The sequence below is a fragment of the Micromonospora alfalfae genome, from assembly GCF_022230925.1.
Lineage (GTDB): Bacteria > Actinomycetota > Actinomycetes > Mycobacteriales > Micromonosporaceae > Micromonospora > Micromonospora alfalfae.
This window is the reverse complement of the sequence record NZ_JAKKFH010000010.1, coordinates 1-21,456: the sequence shown is the minus strand read 5'-3', so window position 1 is coordinate 21,456 and position 21,456 is coordinate 1. Positions and strand designations below refer to the sequence as shown.

Annotated in this window: 18 protein-coding genes and 1 pseudogene; 7 read left to right on the top strand and 12 right to left on the bottom strand. The window is 70.8% G+C overall.

What is annotated here, in order from left to right; all coding sequences use genetic code 11:
• Window positions 1-313 precede the first annotated feature (313 nt).
• The 3 genes from MED01_RS10760 to MED01_RS10750 form a co-directional block, all read right to left on the bottom strand.
• On the bottom strand, window positions 314-1,234 hold the full coding sequence (locus MED01_RS10760; protein WP_238668368.1) for an ATP-grasp domain-containing protein: 921 nt from the start codon (window positions 1,232-1,234) through the stop codon (window positions 314-316).
• Between the two features lie 13 nt (window positions 1,235-1,247).
• Window positions 1,248-1,583, bottom strand: coding sequence for a hypothetical protein (locus MED01_RS10755; RefSeq protein ID WP_210784996.1), 336 nt, complete (start codon window positions 1,581-1,583; stop codon window positions 1,248-1,250).
• A gap of 471 nt (window positions 1,584-2,054) precedes the next feature.
• Window positions 2,055-3,008, bottom strand: coding sequence for a heme o synthase (locus tag MED01_RS10750; RefSeq protein ID WP_238668367.1), 954 nt, complete (start codon window positions 3,006-3,008; stop codon window positions 2,055-2,057).
• A 266-nt stretch (window positions 3,009-3,274) separates the two neighbouring features.
• On the opposite strand from MED01_RS10750, the gene tkt reads away from it, so the two are divergent.
• The 6 genes from tkt to pgl all read left to right on the top strand — a co-directional run bounded on the left by tkt (window position 3,275) and on the right by pgl (window position 11,805).
• Window positions 3,275-5,413: a transketolase gene (gene tkt, locus MED01_RS10745; protein ID WP_238668366.1), complete on the top strand. Its 2,139-nt coding sequence runs from the start codon at window positions 3,275-3,277 to the stop codon at window positions 5,411-5,413.
• A 15-nt stretch (window positions 5,414-5,428) separates the two neighbouring features.
• Window positions 5,429-6,604 (top strand): transaldolase, encoded by a 1,176-nt coding sequence (tal, locus tag MED01_RS10740; RefSeq protein ID WP_238668365.1) that lies wholly within the window; start codon window positions 5,429-5,431, stop codon window positions 6,602-6,604.
• A gap of 67 nt (window positions 6,605-6,671) precedes the next feature.
• Window positions 6,672-8,321: a phosphoglucose isomerase-related protein gene (locus MED01_RS10735; RefSeq protein ID WP_238668364.1), complete on the top strand. Its 1,650-nt coding sequence runs from the start codon at window positions 6,672-6,674 to the stop codon at window positions 8,319-8,321.
• Between the two features lie 2 nt (window positions 8,322-8,323).
• Window positions 8,324-9,877 carry a glucose-6-phosphate dehydrogenase gene (gene zwf, locus MED01_RS10730; RefSeq protein ID WP_238668363.1) on the top strand — a complete coding sequence of 518 codons (1,554 nt, stop codon included), beginning with the start codon at window positions 8,324-8,326 and terminating at the stop codon, window positions 9,875-9,877.
• Window positions 9,874-10,890, top strand: a complete 1,017-nt coding sequence (locus MED01_RS10725; RefSeq protein WP_238668362.1) for a glucose-6-phosphate dehydrogenase assembly protein OpcA — start codon at window positions 9,874-9,876, stop codon at window positions 10,888-10,890. Before zwf ends, MED01_RS10725 begins: the two co-directional genes overlap by 4 nt.
• A 144-nt stretch (window positions 10,891-11,034) precedes the next feature.
• The gene (pgl, locus tag MED01_RS10720; protein WP_238668361.1) at window positions 11,035-11,805 is read left to right on the top strand and encodes a 6-phosphogluconolactonase; all 771 of its coding nucleotides are present in this window, start codon (window positions 11,035-11,037) and stop codon (window positions 11,803-11,805) included.
• A 17-nt stretch (window positions 11,806-11,822) separates the two neighbouring features.
• On the opposite strand, the gene MED01_RS10715 is transcribed toward pgl, so the two are convergent.
• From MED01_RS10715 to rapZ, 8 genes are all read right to left on the bottom strand, one after another.
• Window positions 11,823-12,164 carry an RNA polymerase-binding protein RbpA gene (locus tag MED01_RS10715; RefSeq protein ID WP_124853953.1) on the bottom strand — a complete coding sequence of 114 codons (342 nt, stop codon included), beginning with the start codon at window positions 12,162-12,164 and terminating at the stop codon, window positions 11,823-11,825.
• Window positions 12,165-12,304: 140 nt separating this feature from the next.
• On the bottom strand, window positions 12,305-12,565 hold the full coding sequence (secG, locus tag MED01_RS10710) for a preprotein translocase subunit SecG (RefSeq protein WP_238668369.1): 261 nt from the start codon (window positions 12,563-12,565) through the stop codon (window positions 12,305-12,307).
• A 96-nt stretch (window positions 12,566-12,661) separates the two neighbouring features.
• Window positions 12,662-13,453, bottom strand: a complete 792-nt coding sequence (gene tpiA, locus MED01_RS10705; protein ID WP_238668360.1) for a triose-phosphate isomerase — start codon at window positions 13,451-13,453, stop codon at window positions 12,662-12,664.
• Window positions 13,454-14,653 (bottom strand): phosphoglycerate kinase, encoded by a 1,200-nt coding sequence (locus MED01_RS10700; protein ID WP_238668359.1) that lies wholly within the window; start codon window positions 14,651-14,653, stop codon window positions 13,454-13,456.
• A complete protein-coding gene (gene gap / locus MED01_RS10695) occupies window positions 14,650-15,654 on the bottom strand; it encodes a type I glyceraldehyde-3-phosphate dehydrogenase (protein ID WP_088988543.1) in 1,005 nt (334 codons plus the stop codon). The genes MED01_RS10700 and gap overlap by 4 nt, the downstream gene beginning before the upstream one ends.
• A gap of 267 nt (window positions 15,655-15,921) precedes the next feature.
• Window positions 15,922-16,902, bottom strand: a complete 981-nt coding sequence (gene whiA / locus MED01_RS10690) for a DNA-binding protein WhiA (protein ID WP_030491583.1) — start codon at window positions 16,900-16,902, stop codon at window positions 15,922-15,924.
• A 54-nt stretch (window positions 16,903-16,956) separates the two neighbouring features.
• Window positions 16,957-18,021: a gluconeogenesis factor YvcK family protein gene (locus MED01_RS10685; protein ID WP_238668358.1), complete on the bottom strand. Its 1,065-nt coding sequence runs from the start codon at window positions 18,019-18,021 to the stop codon at window positions 16,957-16,959.
• Window positions 18,018-18,890, bottom strand: coding sequence for an RNase adapter RapZ (gene rapZ / locus MED01_RS10680; RefSeq protein ID WP_112588408.1), 873 nt, complete (start codon window positions 18,888-18,890; stop codon window positions 18,018-18,020). Before rapZ ends, MED01_RS10685 begins: the two co-directional genes overlap by 4 nt.
• A gap of 394 nt (window positions 18,891-19,284) precedes the next feature.
• Here rapZ and recQ point away from each other — a divergent pair, with 394 nt between their 5' ends.
• The gene (gene recQ / locus MED01_RS10675) at window positions 19,285-21,129 is read left to right on the top strand and encodes a DNA helicase RecQ (RefSeq protein WP_238668357.1); all 1,845 of its coding nucleotides are present in this window, start codon (window positions 19,285-19,287) and stop codon (window positions 21,127-21,129) included.
• 68 nt (window positions 21,130-21,197) lie between these two features.
• Here the strand turns inward: recQ and MED01_RS10670 are convergent.
• Window positions 21,198-21,456 (bottom strand): annotated as a pseudogene (locus tag MED01_RS10670) (C39 family peptidase); the annotation flags it as partial.

Here is a 21,456-nt window from a genome sequence, read left to right as displayed (position 1 = left end):
CGCCCCGCGCCCCGCGCCAAGATCTACGCAACTTCCCGGATGTCGCTGCCTCCGACACGCGGGAGACAGCAATATCCCTGATATTGCGCGGATCTTGAGGACGAACCCCGCCGCTGGGGAGACCGGAAGCCGCGTTTAGCGGCCAACGGCCACCGGCCACCGGCCACCAAGATCGCACTCGAACCAGGATGTAGTGGCCACGGAGCGCCGGGAAGCCACTAGAACCAAGATATTGCGCGATCTTGCCGGCGGCGACACGGGCGGCACGAGCGGCACGAGCGGCACGAGCGGGGATTGCTTGTTGTGTGAGTGGTTAGGCGTTGCGGGCCAGGTGGGTGCTGATCGCGTTGGCGAGGCGGTCGGGGGCGCCGTCGGCGTACCCGATGAAGAGCGACGGCTCGGTCAGCTCCAGCTCGACCAGGACCGGCTCGCCGTCCGGGCCGGGGATCAGGTCGACCCGGGCGTAGAGCAGCTGTCGGGTGCCGCCGGGCACCGTCGCGAGGGTCTGCTCGGCCACCGCCAACTGCTCGGGGCGAGCGGTGCGGGCGGTGATCTCTTCGGCCTTGTACAGCCCGTCCGGCCCGAGGTCCGGCCCGGACAGCATCGGCCCCTTGCGGATCGCGTGGCTGAACGCGAGCCCTTCGGGGCCGGCCAGGAAGAGCAGGGCCGTCTCGCCCTCGGTGTCGACGGCCCGCAGGTACGGCTGGACCATGGTGACCCGGCCGGCCTCGGATAGTCGGCGAACGTGTGCGGCGGCCAGGTCCCGGTGTTGCGGGTCAGCCAGGTCGTACCGGCCGGTGTCCTGGCTGCCGGCGCTGACCGCGGGCTTGAGTACGTATTCGCCGGTCTCGGCGGGCAGCTGCCAGCTCTCCCCCGGCTCGATCCACGACGTCGGCACGGTTGGCACCCCGGCGGCGCTCAGCTCGGCGAGGTAACGCTTGTCGGTGTTCCAGCGGACCACGTCTGCCGGGTTTACCAGCGTCGGCACGGTGGCCGCCCAGGACACGAACTCGTCGCGGCGTAGCGCGTAGTCCCAGGGTGAGCGGAGCACGACCAGGTCGTAGGACGACCAGTCGACGTCGGGGTCGTCCCAGATGGCGGTCTGGACGGCGACGCCACGGGCGGCGAGCGGGGCCAGGACCAGCCGGTCGTCCGGGTCGAGGTCGGCCAGGTCCGAGCAGGTAACGAGAGCGACCCGGGGTTCCCCCCGGGTCGACTGGTGATATGTGGTCAATTCAGCTGTCTCTTCAGCGGGCCATCGTGCGCCGGGCCATCGACCGCCAGAGGTCGTTGCTCGGACGCATCTGGTCCATCAGTTCACGCTCCCAGGCGTTCTCGACGGTGACTCCCGCCTTGGCGCACGCCTCCCGGGCGGTGACGGTGTCGTCGGCGAACTGGTCGCCCCACTCGCCGTCGGAACCCACCAGGACGATCCGCGCGCCACGCTTGCCGACGTACTCGATGACCGCCTTCGCGCCGCCGTGTCCGGCCGCGAACGCCTTGAGGCCCGCGACCAGGCCTTGGGGCGCCTGCTCGTCGGCGGTCTGCTCGGCCGTCAGCGTCGTATCGGAACCATCTGCCATGACGCGAAGCCTAAGCAGAGTTCCACCCCGTCGCGCGAGAACCATGAACCTTTTGTGATGCCAATTACCTACAGGTTTAAGGATGAGCACAGGTTTGCTGTCCGATTATTTACCGACTTTTGCGCTCAAAGCACGTCGAGAAATCGGGCCCGAACCGCCCCAGGTTGAGCCGATCCGACTCATGCTGAAAGTTACTCTGATGTGACGTTAAACCTGGACAACTCATCCACGTCCATGATTAGTCAGTAGATCATCGGCGGCACTCGCCGTCGGCCAAGCCGCGACAGCCGTCAGACCGAGCTAGGACACGACAGCCGTCGGCCGAGCCACGGCGCGACAACTGTCAGACGGTGCGAGGGTCGAGGAGCCGAGCCGAGCAGCAGCGCGCACGGACGCCGACAGGCGGCGAAGCCGACAGGCGAAAGCCATTGCCGTGGACGCGAAGGGCAGAGCCGGGCCGTACGGGACGGGTCAGATCAGCGCGTCGAGCGCGACAGCCACGAAGACGATCGTCAGGTACGTCGTCGACCAGTGGAACAGTCGCATCGGCTTGACCGCCTCGCCGCGCGTCGCGCGCCGGCAGAGCCGGTGTGCCTCGACCACGAAGATGGCACCCACCACCAGGGTCGGAACACCGTAGATCGCGCTGAGCCCCAGCGGCCAGACGGCCAGGGAGGTGAGCACCGTGAGCCACGCGAAGATCAGGATCTCGGCGTTCACCCGGCGGATCGAGGCCACCACCGGCAGCATCGGGATGCCGGCCCGGGCGTAGTCGTCCTTGTACTTCATGGCGAGCGGGTAGAAGTGCGGCATCTGCCAGAAGAAGACCACCGCGAAGAGCCCCCAGGCGGCCGGCGCCAGCGAGCCGGTCACGGCAGCCCACCCGATCAGCACCGGCGCCGCCCCGCACGCGCCGCCCCAGAAGGTGTTCGTCGGGGTGGAACGCTTGAGCCACAGGGTGTAGACGAGGTCGTAGTAGGCGATCGCGGCGAGGGTCAGCCCGGCGGCCAGCAGGTTGGTGAACGCAGCCATCAGGGCCACCGACACCGCCGCCAGCACCAGACCGAAGATCAGCGCGCTTCGCGGTGACACGGTGTGCGCCGGCAGCGGTCGACGCTTGGTACGCCGCATCAGCTGGTCGATGTCGCGGTCGATGTAGCAGTTGAGGACGCTGGCCGCGCCAGCGGCGAGCGAGCCACCGATCAGCACGATGGCCATCAGCCACAGCGACGGCAGCCCGCCCTCGGCGAGCATCATCGCCGGGATGGTGGTGACCAGCAGCAACTCGACGATCCGCGGCTTGGTGAGCGTCACGTACGCCGAGAGGACCGCGCGTACGTCCCGCCGGGCCACCGGGCCCTCGGCCGCCCGCGCCGGGTGGGGCCCGGCCGGGTTGCTCGCGGGGCGCTCGGTGATCATGCTCACGGATTGCCACCTTCCGGCATCGGGCACGGGGAGATCGGATCGGTCGGGACCAGTCGGGTCCGCATACCGCCCCACACACTACGCGTCGTCGTTTTGGCTGCCCGGCCGACCCGACAACGGTGCGGGCCGTCACACCACCGGGTTGAACCGAGCATCCGGATGGTCACGTAGCGCACACCATGCGCAGATCCCCGGGCGCACGTTTAGGGACGCTCGATAAGGTCATCGGTGAGGGTTCCGCCCATCTGCCGAGGAGCACAACCATCGTGGCTGTTAAACGACCCGAGCACCCCGCACTGAACTGGTCCGACCTCGATCGCCGGGCCGTAGACACCGTCCGCGTGCTGGCCATGGACGCCGTAGAGAAATCCGGCAACGGTCACCCGGGCACCGCGATGAGCCTCGCGCCCGCGGCGTACCTCCTCTTCAACCGCGTCATGCGGCACAACCCGGCCGACCCGAACTGGCCGGGCCGCGACCGCTTCGTGCTCTCCGCCGGGCACTCCAGCCTGACGCTCTACATCCAGCTGTTCCTCTCCGGTTACCCGCTGAGCCTGGACGACCTCAAGTCGCTGCGGCAGTGGGGCTCGCAGACGCCGGGGCACCCCGAGCACGGGCACACGCCGGGCGTGGAGACCACCACCGGCCCGCTCGGGCAGGGTCTGGGCAACGCGGTCGGCATGGCCATGGCGGCCCGCCGCGAGCGCGGCCTGTTCGACCCCGAGGCCGAGCTGGGCGCGTCCGTCTTCGACCACGACATCTGGTGCATCGTCTCCGACGGTGACATCGAGGAGGGCATCAGCCACGAGGCCAGCGCCCTCGCCGGGCACCAGCAGCTCGGCAACCTCACGGTGATCTACGACGACAACGAGATCTCCATCGAGGACGACACCCGGATCGCCAAGAGCGAGGACGTGGCAGCCCGCTACGAGGCGTACGGCTGGCACGTGCAGACCGTCGACTGGCGCAGCGGCGACGCCGACCAGAGTGACTACCACGAGGACGCCGAGGCGCTGTACGCGGCGTTGGTGGCTGCCCGGGCGGAGACCGCCCGCCCCTCCTTCATCGCGCTGCGCACCATCATCGGCTGGCCCGCGCCCAACAAGCAGAACACCGGCAAGATCCACGGTTCGGCGCTCGGCGCCGACGAGGTGAAGGCCACCAAGCGGATCCTCGACTTCGACCCGGAGCAGACCTTCCAGGTCGACGAGGAGGTGCTCAGCCACGCCCGCACGGTGATGGGCCGCGGCTCCGACGCCCAGCAGGAGTGGACCACCGCGTTCGACGCCTGGAAGAAGGCCAACCCGGAGCGCACCGCGCTCTACGAGCGGTTGGCTGGTCACGTACTGCCGGACGGCTGGACCGACGCGTTGCCGGTCTTCCCCGCGGACGCCAAGGGGGTGGCCACCCGGGCCGCCTCCGGCAAGGTGCTGGAGGCGCTCGCGCCGGTGCTCCCGGAGCTGTGGGGCGGCTCGGCCGACCTGGCCGAGAGCAACAACACCACGATGAAGGGCGAGCCGTCGTTCATCCCGGCCGCGCACGCCACCAAGGACTTCCCCGGTCACGAGTACGGCCGCACGCTGCACTTCGGCATCCGTGAGCACGCCATGGGCGCGATCCTCAACGGCATCGCCCTGCACGGTGGCACCCGCCCGTACGGCGGCACGTTCCTGGTCTTCAGCGACTACATGCGTCCGTCGGTGCGGCTGGCCGCGCTGATGAAGCTGCCGGTGACCTACGTCTGGACGCACGACTCGATCGGCCTCGGCGAGGACGGCCCGACCCACCAGCCGGTGGAGCACCTGACCGCGCTGCGCGCCATCCCGGGCCTGGACGTGGTCCGTCCGGCGGACGCCAACGAGACCGCCTGGGCCTGGCGGCAGGCGCTGGAGCACACCGACCGGCCCACCGCGCTGGCGCTGAGCCGTCAGCCGCTGCCGACCATGGACCGCGACGTCCTGGGCGGCGCGGAGGGTGTGGCCAAGGGCGGCTACGTGCTGGCCGAGGCGTCCAACGGCAAGCCTCAGGTGATCATCGTCGGCACCGGTTCCGAGGTGCAGCTCTGCCTGACCGCCCGGGAGCGGCTGGAGGCCGACGGCACCCCGACCCGGGTCGTCTCGATGCCCTGCCAGGAGTGGTTCTACGAGCAGGACGAGGCGTACCGGGAGTCGGTGCTCCCGCGCGGGGTAAAGGCAAGGGTGAGCGTGGAGGCGGGCATCGCGATGTCCTGGCGCGGCATCGTCGGTGACCTGGGCGAGAGCGTGAGCCTGGAGCACTACGGAGCGAGCGCCCCGCACACCGTGCTCTTCGAGCAGTTCGGGTTCACCCCCGACCGGATCGTGGCGGCAGCACACGCCTCGCTGGCCCGGGTGGGCGACATCACCGGTTTCACGACCGGCAACTGAGGGAGCGTGGACGGCATGACGGACAAGCTGAATGAGCTCACCGCCGCGGGCGTGGCGGTCTGGCTCGACGATCTTTCCCGGGTGCGTTTGAGCTCCGGCGGGCTGGACCAGCTCCGCCGCGAGAAGCACGTGGCGGGCGTCACCACCAACCCGACGATCTTCGCAAAGGCGCTGAGCGACGCCGACGAGTACAACTGGCAGCTGCACGACCTCGCCACCCGTGGCGTCGAGGTCGAGGAGTCGGTGCGCATGCTCACCACGTACGACGTGCGGTGGGCCTGCGACGTGATGCGCCCCTCGTACGACGGCAGCGACGGTGTCGACGGCCGGGTCTCGATCGAGGTGGACCCGCGCAGCGCGCACGACGCGGACAAGACCGTCGCCGAGGCCAAGGCGCTGTGGTGGCTGGTCGACCGGCCCAACCTCTTCATCAAGATCCCGGCCACCGAGGAGGGCCTGTCGGCGATCACCGACACCCTCGCCGAGGGGATCAGCGTCAACGTGACGCTGATCTTCGGTCTGGACCGCTACTCGGCGGTCATGGAGGCGTTCCTCGCCGGCCTGGAGCGGGCCAAGGCGAACGGCCACGACCTGTCCAAGATCGGCTCGGTGGCGTCGTTCTTCGTCTCCCGGGTCGACTCCGAGGTCGACAAGCGGCTGGAGAAGGTCGGCTCCGACCAGGCGAAGGCCCTCAAGGGCAAGGCCGCCGTCGCCAACGCGCAGCTGGCGTACGAGCGCTACAGCGAGGTGTTCTCCTCCGACCGCTGGAAGGCGCTCGCCGCCGCCGGCGCGCACCCGCAGCGGCCGCTGTGGGCGTCCACCTCGACGAAGAACCCGGACTACCGGGACGTCATCTACGTCGAGGAGCTGATCGCCCCCGGCACCGTCAACACCATGCCGGAGTCGGTCATCCACGCGTACGCCGATCATGGCGAGACCCGCGGCGACACCGTCACCGGCGCCTACGACGCGGCCCGGAAGGTCTTCGCCGACCTGGAGTCGGTCGGGGTGGACATGGCCGACGTGATCGCCACCCTGGAGCGCGAGGGTGTGGAGAAGTTCGAGGCGAGCTGGCAGGAGCTGCTCGACGGGGTCCGCAAGTCCCTGGAGGCGGCTGCCAAGGGCAAGGGCGCGCCGAACAAGGCAGCCAAGGGCAACGCCAAGTCCGCCGAGAAGGCCGGTGGCGCATGAGCGAGCGAATCATCAAGCCCAGCGCGAAGGTGCCTCATGACGGCACGCAGCGAAGCGGAGTGACGGCATGAGCGACCTGCTTAGTGGGCCGGTGGAGGCAGCCGCCGGGCTTTCCGTCTACGGCGCGGACGCGGTCGACAAGGCCGCGCCCGCCTCGACCCGGGACGCGCTGGTCAAGGCCGGCGTCCCGGGCAAGCTGGCGGGCAAGGACGCGAGCCTGTGGGGTCCGGACGCCGAGGCCGAGGCGAAGGTCCGGCTGGGCTGGGTGGACACCCACCGGCGCAGCCGCGAGCTGCTCGTCCAGTTGGCCGAGCTGACCGCGGAACTGGCCGACCTGGATCACGTGGTGCTCGCCGGCATGGGCGGCTCGTCGCTCGCGCCCGAGGTGATCACCCGGACGCTGGGCCGCCCGTTGACAGTGCTGGACACCACCGACCCGGGCCAGGTCCGGGCGGCGCTCGGTGACCGGCTGGAGCGCACGGTCGTGGTGGTGGCCAGCAAGTCCGGGTCGACTGTGGAGACCGACAGCCACCGGCGCGCGTACTGGCAGGCGTTCCTGGACGCCGGGATGACCGAGGCGGAGGCCGGCCGGCACTTCGTCATCGTCACCGACCCGGGTTCGCCGCTGGAGGCCACCGCGGCCGAGATGGGTGCGTTCACGGTGCTCGCCGACCCGAACGTCGGCGGCCGGTACTCGGCGCTCACCGCGTTCGGTCTGGTGCCATCGGCGTTGGCCGGGGTCGAGGTCGCTGAACTGCTCGACCAGGCCGACGCGCTGGCCACGTCGCTCGGCGCGGACCAGAACAACCCGGCGCTGGCGCTGGGCGCCGCCCTGGGCGCCGCGGCCACCCTCGCCCGGGACAAGGTCGCCCTGGTCTCCGACGGCACCGGCATCGACGGGCTCGGCGACTGGGCCGAGCAGCTGATCGCCGAGTCGACAGGCAAGGCCGGGGTGGGCATCCTCCCGGTGGTCGTCGAGTCTCCGCAGAGCCCCGGCGCCACCGGTGCGGACGTGCTGACCGTCAGCTACGGCGGCGCGCTGGCCCCCGGTGACATGCCGGGCGGCGGGGCGAACCCGGACGTGGCCGTCAACGGCCCGCTGGGCGCGCAGTTCCTGGCCTGGGAGTACGCCACAGCGGTTGCCGGTGTCGTGCTCGGCATCGACCCGTTCAACCAGCCGAACGTCACCGAGTCCAAGGAGAACACCAACAAGATCCTGGCCTCGGGCCTGCCGGCGGAGACGCCGTCGTTCACCGAGGGCGCGATCGAGGTGTACGCCCCGCAGGGCGCCCCCGGAGACCTGGCGGGTGTGCTGCGCTGGCTGCTCGACGGGCTGGGCGACGACGGTTACCTCGCGGTGATGGCGTACCTGGACCGGTTCGCCGACGCCGACGCGGCCCGGCTGCGGTCGCTGCTGGCGCAGGCGGGCGGCCGGCCGGTGACCTTCGGCTGGGGTCCGCGATTCCTGCACTCGACGGGCCAGTACCACAAGGGCGGCCCGCAGGTGGGCAGCTACCTCCAGGTGACCGGCGGGGTCGCCGAGGACCTGGCGGTGCCGGGCAAGCCGTACACCTTCGGTGAGTTGCAGGCGGCGCAGGCCGCCGGTGACCGGCAGGCTCTCGCTGGTCGGGAGCGGCCGGTGCTGCGACTGCACCTGACCGACCGTGCCACCGGTGTCGCCCAACTACTGGACGCGGCCGGTGATCTGCGGGCGTGAGGATGGACGACGTGACTGAAGCGGAGCGAGGAGGCGGTTCGGTGAACCCGCTGCGCGACCCGCAGGACCGCCGGTTGCCCCGGATCCCGGAGCCCTGCGCTCTGGTGATCTTCGGGGTGACCGGCGACCTGGCCCGCAAGAAGCTGCTCCCCGCGGTCTACGACCTGGCCAACCGGGGGCTGTTGCCGCCGGGCTTCGTGGTGCTCGGTTTCGCGCGCCGCGACTGGGGTGACGGCGACTTCGAGACGTTGGCCTGCGAGGCTGCCCGCAAGCACGCCCGTACCCCGTGGCGGGACGAGGTGTGGGCGCGGCTGGCCGGCAACATCAAGTTCGTCGGCGGGTCGTTCGACGACGACGACGCCTTCGACACCCTCGCCTCGACGCTTGACGATCTGCGTCAGACCCACGGCATCACCGGCAACGCGGCGTTCTACTTCTCCATCCCGCCGGCGGCGTTCCCCGTCGTGCTCAAGCAGCTGGCTCGAACCGGAATGGCCGACAACGACAAGTCCGGCGGTTGGCGCCGGGTCGTGGTGGAGAAGCCGTTCGGCAACGACCTGCCCTCGGCGAAGGCGCTCAACGACCTCGTCGACGACGTGTTCACCAGGCAGGACGTCTTCCGGATCGACCACTACCTGGGCAAGGAGACCGTTCAGAACATCCTCGCCCTGCGGTTCGCCAACAACCTGTTCGAGCCGCTGTGGAACTCCAAGTACGTCGACTCGGTGCAGATCACCATGGCGGAGGACGTCGGCATCGGCACCCGCGCCGGCTTCTACGACACCGTCGGCACCGCCCGCGACGTGCTCCAGAACCACCTTCTCCAACTCCTCGCCCTGGTGGCGATGGAGGAGCCGACTAGCTTCGACGCCGACGAGATCCGGGCCGAGAAGCTGAAGGTGCTCAAGGCCATCACCCTGCCCAAGGACGTCGCACGGGACACCGTGCGCGGTCAGTACCTGCCGGGCTGGGTCGGCGGCGAGCGCGCTGTCGGTTACCTGGACGAGCGGGACGTCCCCGCCGACTCCACCACTGAGACGTACGTGGCGGTGCGGTTGGGCATCCAGAACCGCCGCTGGGCGGAGGTGCCGTTCTACATTCGGGCCGGCAAGCGGCTGCCCCGACGGGTCACCGAAGTCGCCATCATGTTCAAGAAGGCGCCGCACCTGCCGTTCAACGACGCCGACATGGAGTCGCTGGGCAACAACCAGTTGGTCATCCGGGTGCAGCCGGACGAGGGCGTGGTGCTCAAGTTCGGCTCGAAGGTGCCGGGCACGACGATGGAGGTCCGCGACATCGCGATGGACTTCCAGTACGGCGAGGCGTTCACCGAGTCCAGCCCCGAGGCGTACGAGCGTCTGGTGCTGGACGTGCTGATCGGCGACCGCACCCTGTTCCCGGACGCGGCCGAGGTCGAGCAGAGCTGGCAGGTGATCGACCCCCTGGAGCACGCCTGGGAGGGCACCACACCGGAGCCGTACCGGGCCGGCGAGTGGGGCCCCAGGGCCTCCGACGAGATGCTGGCCCGCGAGGGCCGCGCCTGGAGGAGAGCATGATCGGGTTGTGGGACACCACCGGCAACGAGGTGGTCAAGGCGCTCGCCGCCGAGCGGCGAAGCGCCGGCGGGGTGGCCAGCGGCATGGCGCTCACCCTCATCGTGGTCGTGGACGAGAAGCGGGTCCGGGAGGCGGAGGCTGCGGCGACGATCGCGGCCGCCGCGCACCCGTGTCGCCTCGTGGTGGTGGTCCGCTCGGAGATCGAGCGGGACCGCAACCGACTGGACGCGGAGATCGTGGTCGGTGGCCGGCTCGGCCCCTGCGAGGCCGTGGTCACCCGGATGTACGGCCGGTTGTCCCTGCACGCCGAGTCGGTGGTGATGCCGCTGCTCGTTCCCGACGTGCCGGTGGTGACCTGGTGGCACGGCGAGCCACCGGCGGAGATCGCCACCGACTTCCTCGGGGTGGTGGCCGACCGGAGGATCACCGACTCCGCGCAGGCCGCCGACCCGGTGGAGGCGCTGCGGCAGCGTGCCCGGGACTACGCCCCGGGCGACACCGACCTGGCGTGGACCCGGATCACCCCGTGGCGCACCCTGGTCGCCGGGGCGTTCGACACCACCAACGCCCAGGTCACCGAGGCGACCATCGTCGCGCCTCCCACCGACCCGACGGCGGCGCTGATGGCCGGTTGGCTGTCCAGCCGGCTCGGCATCACCCCACGCCGGGTGGACAGCAACGAGTTCCCTCGGATGCGGGAGGTGCAGCTCAGCTGCGCCAACGGCGACCAGCTGACGTTGACCCGCGAGGACAGCATGGCCGTGTTCCGGCGGACGGGCCAGGACGACAGGGCCCTGCCGCTGGTGCGCCGCCCGCTCGGCGACGAGCTGGCCGAGGAGCTGCGCCGGCTGGACGCCGACCAGGTGTACGCGGAGGCGCTGGGCGCGACGGTCGGGCTGCGAGGGCTGGAGCAGCGCCCCCCGCAGCGGGTCCACGTCTGGAAGGATCCGGCCACCGCGCAGCGCGCCGAGGCCGGGGTCACCGCGCACGCCGGCACGAGCGGCGAGGGCTGAGCCCAGCGGGGGCACAACGTCGGGCAGGGCCGGTACGCACCGGCCCTGCCCCGCAATGTCAGGGGTTCCTGCCCCTACCACCTCGGGCACACCGGCCCGGGGACGACAGCGACCGCCTCGCGGTCGGGAAACGAAGGCGCAACCATGAGTGAGGCGAGTGTCGCCGTGCACGCCGACGCCGACCTGCTGGCGCAGGCAGTGGCGGCCCGGTTGCTGGTGAAGCTGCTCGACGCCCAGGCCGACCGGGGCGAAGCCTCGGTGGTGCTCACCGGAGGTCGGGTCGCCGCGGCCGTGTACCGGGCGGTGGCGACGCTGCCGGCCCGCGACGCTGTTGACTGGTCCCGGGTCGACGTGTGGTGGGGTGACGAACGGTTCCTGCCCGCCGGTGATCCGGACCGCAACGAGACGCAGGCCCGCGCCGCCCTGCTGGACGTGGTGCCGCTGGATCCGGCCCGGGTGCACGCGATGCCGGCCTCGGACGGCCCGGCCGGCAACGACCCCGAGGCGGCCGCTGCGGCGTACGCGGAGGAACTGGCCCGCGCCGCCCGGCCCGGGCACGCCACAGTGCCGCACTTCGACGTGCTGATGCTGGGCGTCGGCGAGGACGGCCACGTGGCCTCGGTCTTCCCCGAGCACCCGGTGGGCTACGAGACCCGGCCGGTCAGCGCGGTGCGGGGCAGCCCCAAGCCGCCGCCGACGCGGACCACCCTCACCCTGTCGGCGATCAACACCGCCGAGGAGGTCTGGCTGGTGGCCGCCGGCGCCGACAAGGCTCGCGCTGTGGGTATGGCGTTGGCCGGCGCCGGGCCGGTGCAGTTGCCGGCGGCCGGCGTGCGCGGCGTGAACCGCACCCGCTGGCTGCTGGACCGGGCTGCCGCAGCCGACGTGCCCGTCCGCCTGCGCAGTCTGCGCTGAGCGCGGCGAGGAGCCCGCTACTCGCCGCGTCGACGGCGTAGTGCGGCGAGCGCCTCGGCGAGCAGGGCCTCCCCCTCCTCGGCGGTGCGCCGCTCCTTCACGTACGCCAGGTGGCTTTTGTACGGTTCGGCGCGGACCCGACCCGGGGGGTTCTGGGCGTCTCGGCCGGCGGGTAGGCCACAGCGGGGGCAGTCCCACAGGGGTGGCGGTTCGACGTCCGCGGCGATCCTGATGTCGACCCGGTGGTCGTTACGGCACCAGTAGGTGACGTCCTGTCGGGGGGCGGGTTGGTGCCGCTCGTCCGGGCGCATCGGTGCGGACCCGACCCGGGCTCCCCGGATAACGTTGCCATTCGGCACGGCTGCTCGCTCCTGTCGTCGGAGGGGACCCGCCGTCTTCGGGGGTGGAGCGGCGGGCGACGCGGTGCAGCGGAGAAAAGCCTGCGCGCGGCCCGTCGAGTGACGAACCGCGCGCAGATTGTACGACTTGCTGAGCCTGCTCAGGTGCCGCTGTTCATTTGGAGGCGCAGCCAGAGCCCGAGGCCGACGATGGCGGCGAACCAGACGACGCTCACCAGAACGGTGTAGCGGTCCAGGTTTTTCTCCGCGACCGAAGAGCCGGCGAGGCTGGAGCTGACGCCACCGCCGAACATGCTCGACAGACCGCCACCCTTGCCACGGTGCAGCAGGATCAGCAGGGTGAGCAGAATGCTCGTGATGACCAGCAACACGATCAACGTGTATGCGAACCAGATCGGCATGGCTGGGGTCAGTTCCTCTCGTAGCGATCCTCGCCCGGTCTGATCGGGCACGGCGGCACCGACCGGCGGACGGGCGGTGTCAAGGATACCGAGCGATCAGCGGGCGAGGTGCTCCGGGAACCGGCAGATCTGAGCGAATTCCTCGGCGTCCAGGCTGGCGCCCCCCACCAGGCCCCCGTCCACGTCCGTTTGGGCCATGATCGAGGCGACGTTGGACGCCTTGACCGAGCCGCCGTAGAGGACCCGAACCTGGTCGGCGGTCTCCTGGTCGAAGCGTTCCGCCAGCCGCTGACGGACCGCCCCGCAGACCTCCTGGGCGTCGTCCGGGGTCGCGGTCTTGCCCGTGCCGATCGCCCAGACCGGCTCGTACGCGATCACGACCTGCCGCACCTGCTCGGGGGTGAGCCCGGCGAGGCCCCCGTCGAGCTGGTCGGAGCAGTGCGCAACGTGGGTGCCCTGCTCGCGAATGTCCAGCCCCTCCCCCACGCAGAGGATCGGCGTCAGGCCGTGCGTCAACGCCGCCTTGACCTTGGCGTTGACCAGCGCGTCGTCCTCGTTGTGGTAGGCCCGCCGCTCGGAGTGCCCGACCACCACGTAGGTGCAGCCGAGCTTGGCCAGCATCGGCCCGGAGATGTCCCCGGTGTACGCACCGGACGCGTGCGGGGAGAGGTCCTGCCCGCCGTAGCCGATCAGCAGCTTGTCCCCGTCCACCGCGGTCTGCACGGTGCGCAGGTCGGTGAAGGGTGGCAGCACGACCGTCTCGACGGCGGTGAGCTGCTTTTCGGTGAGGCTCGCCGCCAGCTTCTGCACCAGCAGGTTGGCCTCGAGGTGGTTGAGGTTCATCTTCCAGTTGCCGGCCATCAGCGGCCGGCGGGTGGTGCTCGACATTCAGTTCTCCAGGGCCGCGATGCCGGGGAGGGTCTTGCCCTCGAGGTATTCCAGGGAGGCGCCACCACCGGTGGAGATGTGCCCGAAGGACGACTCGTCCAGCCCCAGGGCACGGACGGCCGCAGCGGAGTCGCCGCCGCCGACGACGCTGAACGCGTCGGCCTTGGTGATCGCCTCGGCGATCCCCCGGGTGCCCGCCGCGAAGGCCGGCATCTCGAACACGCCCATCGGGCCGTTCCAGAAGATCGTCTTCGCCTGGGACAGCGCGGCGCTGAAGCCCGCCACCGTCTCCGGGCCGACGTCCAGGCCGAGCCGGTGGCTCGGGATGCCGTCGACCCGCACCGTGTCGTGCGCCGCGTCCGGAGCGAACGCGTCCGCGACCACCACGTCGACCGGCAGCATGATCTTGCCGCCGGACCGCTCCAGCAGGTTGCGGCAGGTGTCGACCATGTCCTTCTCCAGCAGCGAGGTGCCCACCTCCAGGCCCTGGGCCTTGAGGAAGGTGAAGCACATCCCGCCACCGATGAGCAGCCGGTCGACAGTGGGCAGCAGAGCCTCGATCACGGCGAGCTTGTCGGACACCTTCGACCCACCGAGCACCACCACGTACGGGCGCTCAGGGTCAGCGGTGAGCTTGGAGAGCACCTCGACCTCACGCAGCACCAGCCGACCCGCGACGTGCGGCAACCGGGCCGGCACGTCGAAGACGCTGGCGTGCTTGCGGTGCACGGCGCCGAACGCGTCGTCCACGTACGCATCGCCGAACGCGGCGAGCTGATCGGCGAAGGCGCCCCGCTCCGCCTCGTCCTTGCTGGTCTCACCGGCGTTGAAACGCAGGTTCTCCAGAAGGGCGACCTGGCCGTCGGCCAGGTCCGCGACGGTGGAGCGGGCCGACTCACCCACGGTGTCGGTGGCGAAGTGCACCGGCGCGCCGAGCAGCTCACCGAGCCGCCCGGCGACCGGGCCCAGGCTGAACTGCGGGTCCGGAGCGCCCTTCGGGCGGCCCAGGTGCGAACAGACGACCACCTTCGCGCCGGCCTCGACCAGCGCGCCGAGAGTCGGCAGCACCGCGCGGATCCGGCCGTCATCAGTGATGGCACCGGTCTGCTTGTCGAGCGGGACGTTCAGGTCGGCGCGCACCAGCACGCGCCGACCCGACACCCCCTCGGCGAGCAGGTCGTCGAGGGTCCGGATGCTCACAGCGACGAACCGACCAGCTTGACGAGGTCGACCAGCCGGTTGGAGTAGCCCCACTCGTTGTCGTACCAGCCGACGACCTTGACCTGGTTGCCGACGACCTTGGTCAGCGGCGCGTCGAAGATGCACGACGCCGGGTCGGTCACGATGTCGGTGGAGACGATCGGGTCCTCGTTGTAGACCAGGATGCCCTTGAGCGGGCCGTCCGCGGCGGCCTTCAGCGCGGCGTTGACCTCGTCCACGGTGGTCTCGCGACCCACGTTGACGGTGAGGTCGGTGACCGAGCCGGTCGGGATCGGCACCCGCAGGGCGTACCCGTCGAGCTTGCCCTTGAGGTCCGGCAGGACCAGGCCGATCGCCTTGGCGGCACCGGTCGAGGTCGGCACGATGTTCAGCGCGGCGGCCCGGGCACGACGCAGGTCCGAGTGCGGCGCGTCCTGGAGGTTCTGGTCCTGGGTGTACGCGTGGATCGTCGTCATCAGACCGTGCTGGATGCCGAACGTGTCGTGCAGGACCTTCGCCATCGGGGCGAGGCAGTTGGTGGTGCACGAGGCGTTGGAGATGATGGTGTGCTTCGCCGGGTCGTAGGTGTCGTGGTTGACACCCATGACGACGGTGACGTCCTCGTTCTTCGCCGGGGCGGAGATGATGACCTTCTTGGCCCCGCCGTCGACGTGCGCCTTGGCCTTGGTGGCGTCGGTGAAGAAGCCGGTCGACTCGATGACGACGTCGGCGCCGACCTCGCCCCACGGCAGCTTCGACGGGTCCTTCTCGGCGTACGCCTTGATGGTCTTGCCACCGACGGTGATCTCGTCGGCGGTGGCCTTGACCTCGTACGGCAGGCGACCGAGGATGCTGTCGTACTTGAGCAGGTGGGCGAGCGTGCCGTTGTCGGTCAGGTCGTTCACCGCCACGACCTCGATGTCGGCGTCGGACGCCAGCACTGCCCGGAAGAAGTTACGGCCGATTCGGCCAAAGCCGTTGATGCCAACCCGGATGGTCACAGGTCCCATCTCCTCGCGTTCTGGTCCGCCGGCTTCAGACAACGGGCCGGCGGGAATGGTGTGCGCCGACCGTTGGAGCCGGCCGTCGACGGTTCATCTCGGCCACCCCGCCGCGCGGTCTGAGGACCTGACCGCCCGAGGCGGTGGGCACGACGAGAAGTGCCGGGTGTCGGCCCCCTTGCCGTACTCAGCGACCTTATCCGAGCGTGCGAGACCACGCTGCGCCGGGTCGTGCTCCCGGGCGCACCGTGCGGCCCCACCGTCCTATCAGACCACGAGCATGTCGGGCGTGACTGCCGCTTCGGTATCCGGGATGCCAAGGTCGCGGGCTCGCTTGTCGGCCAGCGCCAGGAGCCGGCGGATCCGCCCCGCGATGGCGTCCTTGGTCAGCGGGGGGTCGGCAAGGGCCCCCAACTCCTCCAGCGACGCCTGCCGGTGCTCCAGACGCAGCCGACCGGCGTCGGTCAGGTGGTTGGGCGCCTCTTCGGCGAGGATCTCCAGCGCACGGGTGACCCGGGCGGCGGCGGCGACCGCGGCCCGCGCCGAGCGGCGCAGGTTGGCGTCGTCGAAGTTGGCGAGCCGGTTGGCGGTGGCCCGCACCTCGCGGCGTACCCGGCGCTCCTCCCAGGCCAGCACGCTGGAGTGCGCGCCGATCCGGGTGAGCAGCGCGGCGATCGCGTCACCGTCCTTGACGACCACCCGGTCCACCCCGCGTACCTCGCGGTTCTTCGCGGTGATGCCGATGCGGCGGGCTGCGCCGACCAGCGCCAACGCCGACTCCGGCCCCGGGCAGGTGATCTCCAACGCGCTGGAGCGGCCCGGCTCGGTGAGCGAGCCGTGCGCCATGAACGCGCCCCGCCACGCGGAGACCGCGCAGCAGACGTTGGCCGCCACCACGTGCGGGGGCAGCCCACGCACCGGGCGACCCCGCACGTCGAGCAGGCCGGTCTGCCGCGCCAGGGCCTCGCCGTCCTTGACCACCCGCACGATGAAGTGGCTGCCCTTGCGCAGCCCACCGGAGGCCAGCACGTGGATCTCGCTGGGGTAGCCGTAGACCTCGGCGATCTCCCGCCGCAGCCGCCGGGCCACCGCCCCGGTGTCCAGTTCAGCCTCCACCACAACGCGGCCGGAGACGATGTGCAGCCCGCCAGCGAAGCGCAGCAGCGCGGCCATCTCCGCCCGCCGACAGCAGGGTTTGGGCACGTCGACCCGACTCAGCTCGTCCTTGACCGCGGCCGTCATCGCCATTGTGCGTCCCCTCACGGACCTGTTCCGGCGTGTCGCCGGAGATTACGTACGTGTCTAACGATCGGCACCCAGGACAGGCACCAGCGCGGCGCCCAGGGCAGCCGGATCATGGCGGGGAGTCCCGTCGACAACGGCGACGGGGGCGAGGACCAGGCGGGCACCCAGCGATTCTGCCGCACGTTCGACCGGTTCGGGGTCACCCACCGCCTTGGCATCGGCGAGCACAAGATCCACCTTGAGTTCGGGCAGGTACCAGTGCAGCGCCGCGAGATGATCGGCGACGGAGAGCCCGAGGGTCTCCTTCTCCGCGGCGAGGTTCAGCGTCACCAGCCGCCGGGCCGAGGTGGACACGATAGCGTCGGCCAACTGCGGCACCAGCAGGTGCGGAAGCACACTCGTGTACCAACTGCCCGGTCCGAAGATCAACCAATCGGCGGCGCGGATCGCCTCGATGGCCTCGGCGCACGCCGGTGGGGCGCTCGGCGTGAGACGCAACGACTCGACCCGCCCGGTGGTTACGGCCACCTGGTGCTGGCCACTGACAGTGCGCACTTCGTCCGGGTCGGCCGGGTCGGCACCGCGTACCCGCGCCTCGATGCCGACCGGTTGGCGGGACATCGGCAACACCCGGCCCACCGCGCCGAGCATCGCCCCGGCGTGCTCCAGCGCGGCCACCGGGTCGCCGAGCAGCTCCATGAGGCCGCAGAGCATCAAATTGCCCACCGCGTGCCCGGTCAGACCGTCGGTGCCGGCCGACGCACCGTCGGTGCCACGCGGGGCTGTGCCGTCCCGGTCCGGGCCGCTCGCCGCCGGCCCCGGGCCGGTCCCGCCAGTTCCGGGTACGCCCACCGGTACGGCGGCGAAGCGGTGCTGGAACAGCCCGGCGCTGCGCCGGGTCGCCGGGTGGTCCCCGGCCAACGCCACCAGCGCCTGACGCAGGTCTCCCGGCGGTAGGCCACCCCGCTCGGCCCGCAGCCGACCACTGGAGCCACCGTCGTCACCCACCGTGACCACCGCTGTGATGTCGAGGTCGAGTTCGGGAGCGCAGTGGCGCAGCGCACGCAACGAGGCGGACAGGCCGTGCCCGCCGCCGAACGCCACCACCCGCCGGGCCGTCATTCCCGCCCCAGGTCGCGGTGCTGGGCGTTCGCCGCCAACCCGGAGTGACGCAGTCGGCTGGCCAACTCCTCGGCGATGGCGACGCTGCGGTGCTTGCCGCCGGTGCAGCCCACGGCGACCGTGAGGTACCGCTTGCCCTCCCGCTCGAAGCCGGTCGTGGTGGCGTTGACCAGGTCGGCGTACGAGGCGACGAAGGCGTCCGCGCCCTCCTGGCCCAGCACGTACGCGCTGACCGCCTCCTCCCGCCCGGTGTGCTCACGCAGCTCCGGCACCCAGTACGGATTGGGCAGGAAGCGGGCGTCCAACACGAAATCAGCGTCCGGTGGCAGGCCGTACTTGAAGCCGAACGACAACACAGTCACCCGCAGCCGGCGGGCGTCCTCGCCGCCGAACAGCTCCTCGATGCGGCGCCGGAGCTGGTTGACGTTCAGGTGGCTGGTGTCGATGATCACGTCGGCCTGGTCACGGGCCTCCTCCAGCAGGCCGCGCTCCACGGCGATGCCGTCGGCCAGCCGCCCGTCACCCTGCAACGGATGCGAACGCCGAACGCTCTCGAACCGCCTGATCAGCACCTCGTCGTCGGCGTCGACGAAGACCACCCGGGGCGAGAATCCGCGCTCCTTGAGCTCCCGGATCGCCCCGGCCAGGTCCGTGGAGAAGGCCCGTGACCGCACGTCCAGCACCATGGCGGTACGACGGGCGGCGCCGCCCGCCTTGAACGCCAACTCGGCCATGTCCAACATCAGGGCCTGCGGCAGGTTGTCCACGACGTAGTAGCCGACGTTCTCCAACGCCCGGGCCACAGTGCTGCGGCCACCCCCGGAAAGGCCGGTGACCACCACCAGGGTGGTCTCCGACTCAGCCGCCATCTGCTCGTCATCAGCATCCGGGCCGTCGATCCGGTCACCGGCTGCGCGCGCCTCGCTCACCCGTACCCCCAAGCCGTGGCGCCGCGGCCGCCCTCGGCCGCGATTGGTCAATCAGCGACTCTATCCCGCCACCCGGTCGCGGCCCGGCACCCGTGGCCGGACGGCGGCCGCTGACCATTTCGACTGTCGCCCTCCCGACGCGGCGGCCACCGCCTTCCGCATGGGCAACAAGGCCCGCTACATCGAGATCGTCGACATCGTGGTCGGGATGAAGGCCCCGCCGCGCGGCCTGGCCCAGAGACCCAGCCAGCCCGGCTGACCGCTCGCCCTTCCGGCCCACCCGACCCGGGTGCGCCGGACGGGCGCTGTCGGCGTCGGCTCGTAGACTCCCCGGATGGCTTCTCCCACCGACCTGCGTACCGCCTCCGACGCCCTGGACGTGCTGGGCCGGGTCTTCGGCTACGACGCGTTCCGTGGCTTCCAGCAGGACGTGATCGACCATGTGGTCGCCGGCGGCGACGCGCTGGTGTTGATGCCCACCGGTGGCGGCAAGTCCCTGTGCTACCAGATCCCGGCCCTGGTCCGCGACGGGGTCGCCGTCGTCGTGTCCCCACTGATCGCGCTCATGCAGGACCAGGTGGACGCCCTCACCGCGGTCGGCGTACGCGCCGGGTTCCTCAACTCCACCCAGACCCTCGACGCCCGGCGACGGGTCGAGGCCGCCTTCGTCGCCGGCGAACTGGACCTGCTCTACCTGGCCCCGGAGGCGCTCGGCGTCCGATCCACCCTCGCCCTGCTCGACCGGGGCCGCATCTCCCTGTTCGCGATCGACGAGGCGCACTGCGTGTCCCAGTGGGGGCACGACTTCCGCCCCGACTACCTCGCGCTGTCGATGCTGCACGAACGCTGGCCGCAGGTACCCCGCATCGCCCTGACCGCCACCGCGACCAGCGCCACCCGCACCGAGATCGCGACCCGGCTCAAACTCGACGACGCCCGGCACTTCGTTGCCAGTTTCGACAGGCCCAACATCCAGTACCGGATCGTGCCCAAGCGCGAACCCCGCAAACAGTTGCTGACCCTGCTGCGCGACGAGCACCCCGGCGACGCCGGCATCGTCTACTGCCTGTCCCGTGCCTCCGTCGACAAGACGGCGGAGTTCCTCACCGCCAACGGGGTCGCCGCGCTGCCGTACCACGCGGGGCTGGACGCCGGCACCCGCGCTCGCAACCAGCAGCGCTTCCTGCGGGAAGACGGCCTGGTCATGGTGGCCACCATCGCCTTCGGCATGGGCATCGACAAGCCCGACGTGCGGTTCGTCGCCCACCTCGACCTGCCCAAGTCCGTCGAGGGCTACTACCAGGAGACCGGCCGAGCCGGCCGGGACGGCCTGCCGTCCACCGCCTGGCTGGCATACGGCCTTCAGGACGTGGTCCAGCAACGCAAGATGATCGAAACATCCGACGGGGACCTCGCCCACCGCCGCAACCTGGCCGCGCACCTGGACGCGATGCTCGCCCTCTGCGAGACGGTGCGCTGCCGGCGGGTCCAACTGCTCGAATACTTCGGCGAAACGACGACGGCCGCCTGCGGCAACTGCGACACCTGCCTCACCCCACCGGAGTCCTGGGACGGCACCGTCGCCGCCCAGAAGTTGCTCTCCGCCGTCTTCCGCCTCGACCGCGAACGCAACCAGCGCTTCGGCGCCGGGCACTGCATCGACATCCTGCTCGGCAAGCAGACCGACAAGATCAGCCAGTACGGTCACGACTCGCTGACCGTCTTCGGCATCGGCTCCGAGCACAGCGAGGCCGAGTGGCGGGGCGTCGTCCGGCAACTGCTCGCCGAAGGGCTCCTCGCCGTGGAGGGCGACTACGGCACGCTGGCGCTGACCGAGGCGAGCGCCGACGTCCTCGCTCGCCGCCGTACGGTCACCATGCGCCGTGAGCCGGAGAAGCCGGCATCGAGCCGCTCATCGAAGCCGCGCGGCGCGTCCACAGTCGTGGCCGAGCTGACCCCGGCCGCCGCGTCGCTGTTCGAGCGCTTGCGGGCCTGGCGCGCGACCACCGCCAAGGAGCAGGGCGTCCCGGCGTACGTCATCTTTCACGACGCCACGCTGCGACAGATCGCCAGCGACGCGCCCAGCACGCTGGCTGACCTGGCCCGGGTCAGCGGGGTCGGCGAGAACAAACTCGCCAAGTACGGCGAGCACATCCTGGCCGTCCTCGCCACCGACTGAGGTCATGCCGAAGGGCCGGACCCTGTGGGGGTCCGGCCCTTCGGTGTGTGCGTGTGTGTGTGTGGGTGTCAGCTGGTGGCGTAGCCGCGGGTGGCGATCCAGTCGGCGAGGTGTTCGACGCTGATCTGGTAGGCGGCTTGGTTGGGGTCGGCGGAGTCGGCGATGGTGACGGTGGTGCCGTTGTCGTGGTAGCCGACGACGCTGATGTAGTGCCCGCCCTCGTAGGAGTGGCTCACGCCGTTGGTGTCGGTGCTGGTGCCGGCGTATGTTGGCGACGACGGCCCTCGCGTTGTCGCCGGGTCTCTCTGTCCGTGCTGCGCTCGTCTT

Bases quoted from the DNA above. Each gene is read 5' to 3' on its own strand.
- MED01_RS10755 (WP_210784996.1), bottom strand. From the start codon at position 1,583: ATGGCAGATGGTTCCGATACGACGCTGACGGCCGAGCAGACCGCCGAC.
- tal (WP_238668365.1), top strand. From the start codon at position 5,429: ATGACGGACAAGCTGAATGAGCTCACCGCCGCGGGCGTGGCGGTCTGG.
- MED01_RS10735 (WP_238668364.1), top strand. From the start codon at position 6,672: ATGAGCGACCTGCTTAGTGGGCCGGTGGAGGCAGCCGCCGGGCTTTCC.
- zwf (WP_238668363.1), top strand. From the start codon at position 8,324: ATGGACGACGTGACTGAAGCGGAGCGAGGAGGCGGTTCGGTGAACCCG.
- MED01_RS10725 (WP_238668362.1), top strand. From the start codon at position 9,874: ATGATCGGGTTGTGGGACACCACCGGCAACGAGGTGGTCAAGGCGCTC.
- pgl (WP_238668361.1), top strand. From the start codon at position 11,035: ATGAGTGAGGCGAGTGTCGCCGTGCACGCCGACGCCGACCTGCTGGCG.
- secG (WP_238668369.1), bottom strand. From the start codon at position 12,565: ATGCCGATCTGGTTCGCATACACGTTGATCGTGTTGCTGGTCATCACG.
- tpiA (WP_238668360.1), bottom strand. From the start codon at position 13,453: ATGTCGAGCACCACCCGCCGGCCGCTGATGGCCGGCAACTGGAAGATG.
- whiA (WP_030491583.1), bottom strand. From the start codon at position 16,902: ATGGCGATGACGGCCGCGGTCAAGGACGAGCTGAGTCGGGTCGACGTG.
- MED01_RS10685 (WP_238668358.1), bottom strand. From the start codon at position 18,021: ATGACGGCCCGGCGGGTGGTGGCGTTCGGCGGCGGGCACGGCCTGTCC.
- rapZ (WP_112588408.1), bottom strand. From the start codon at position 18,890: ATGGCGGCTGAGTCGGAGACCACCCTGGTGGTGGTCACCGGCCTTTCC.
- recQ (WP_238668357.1), top strand. From the start codon at position 19,285: ATGGCTTCTCCCACCGACCTGCGTACCGCCTCCGACGCCCTGGACGTG.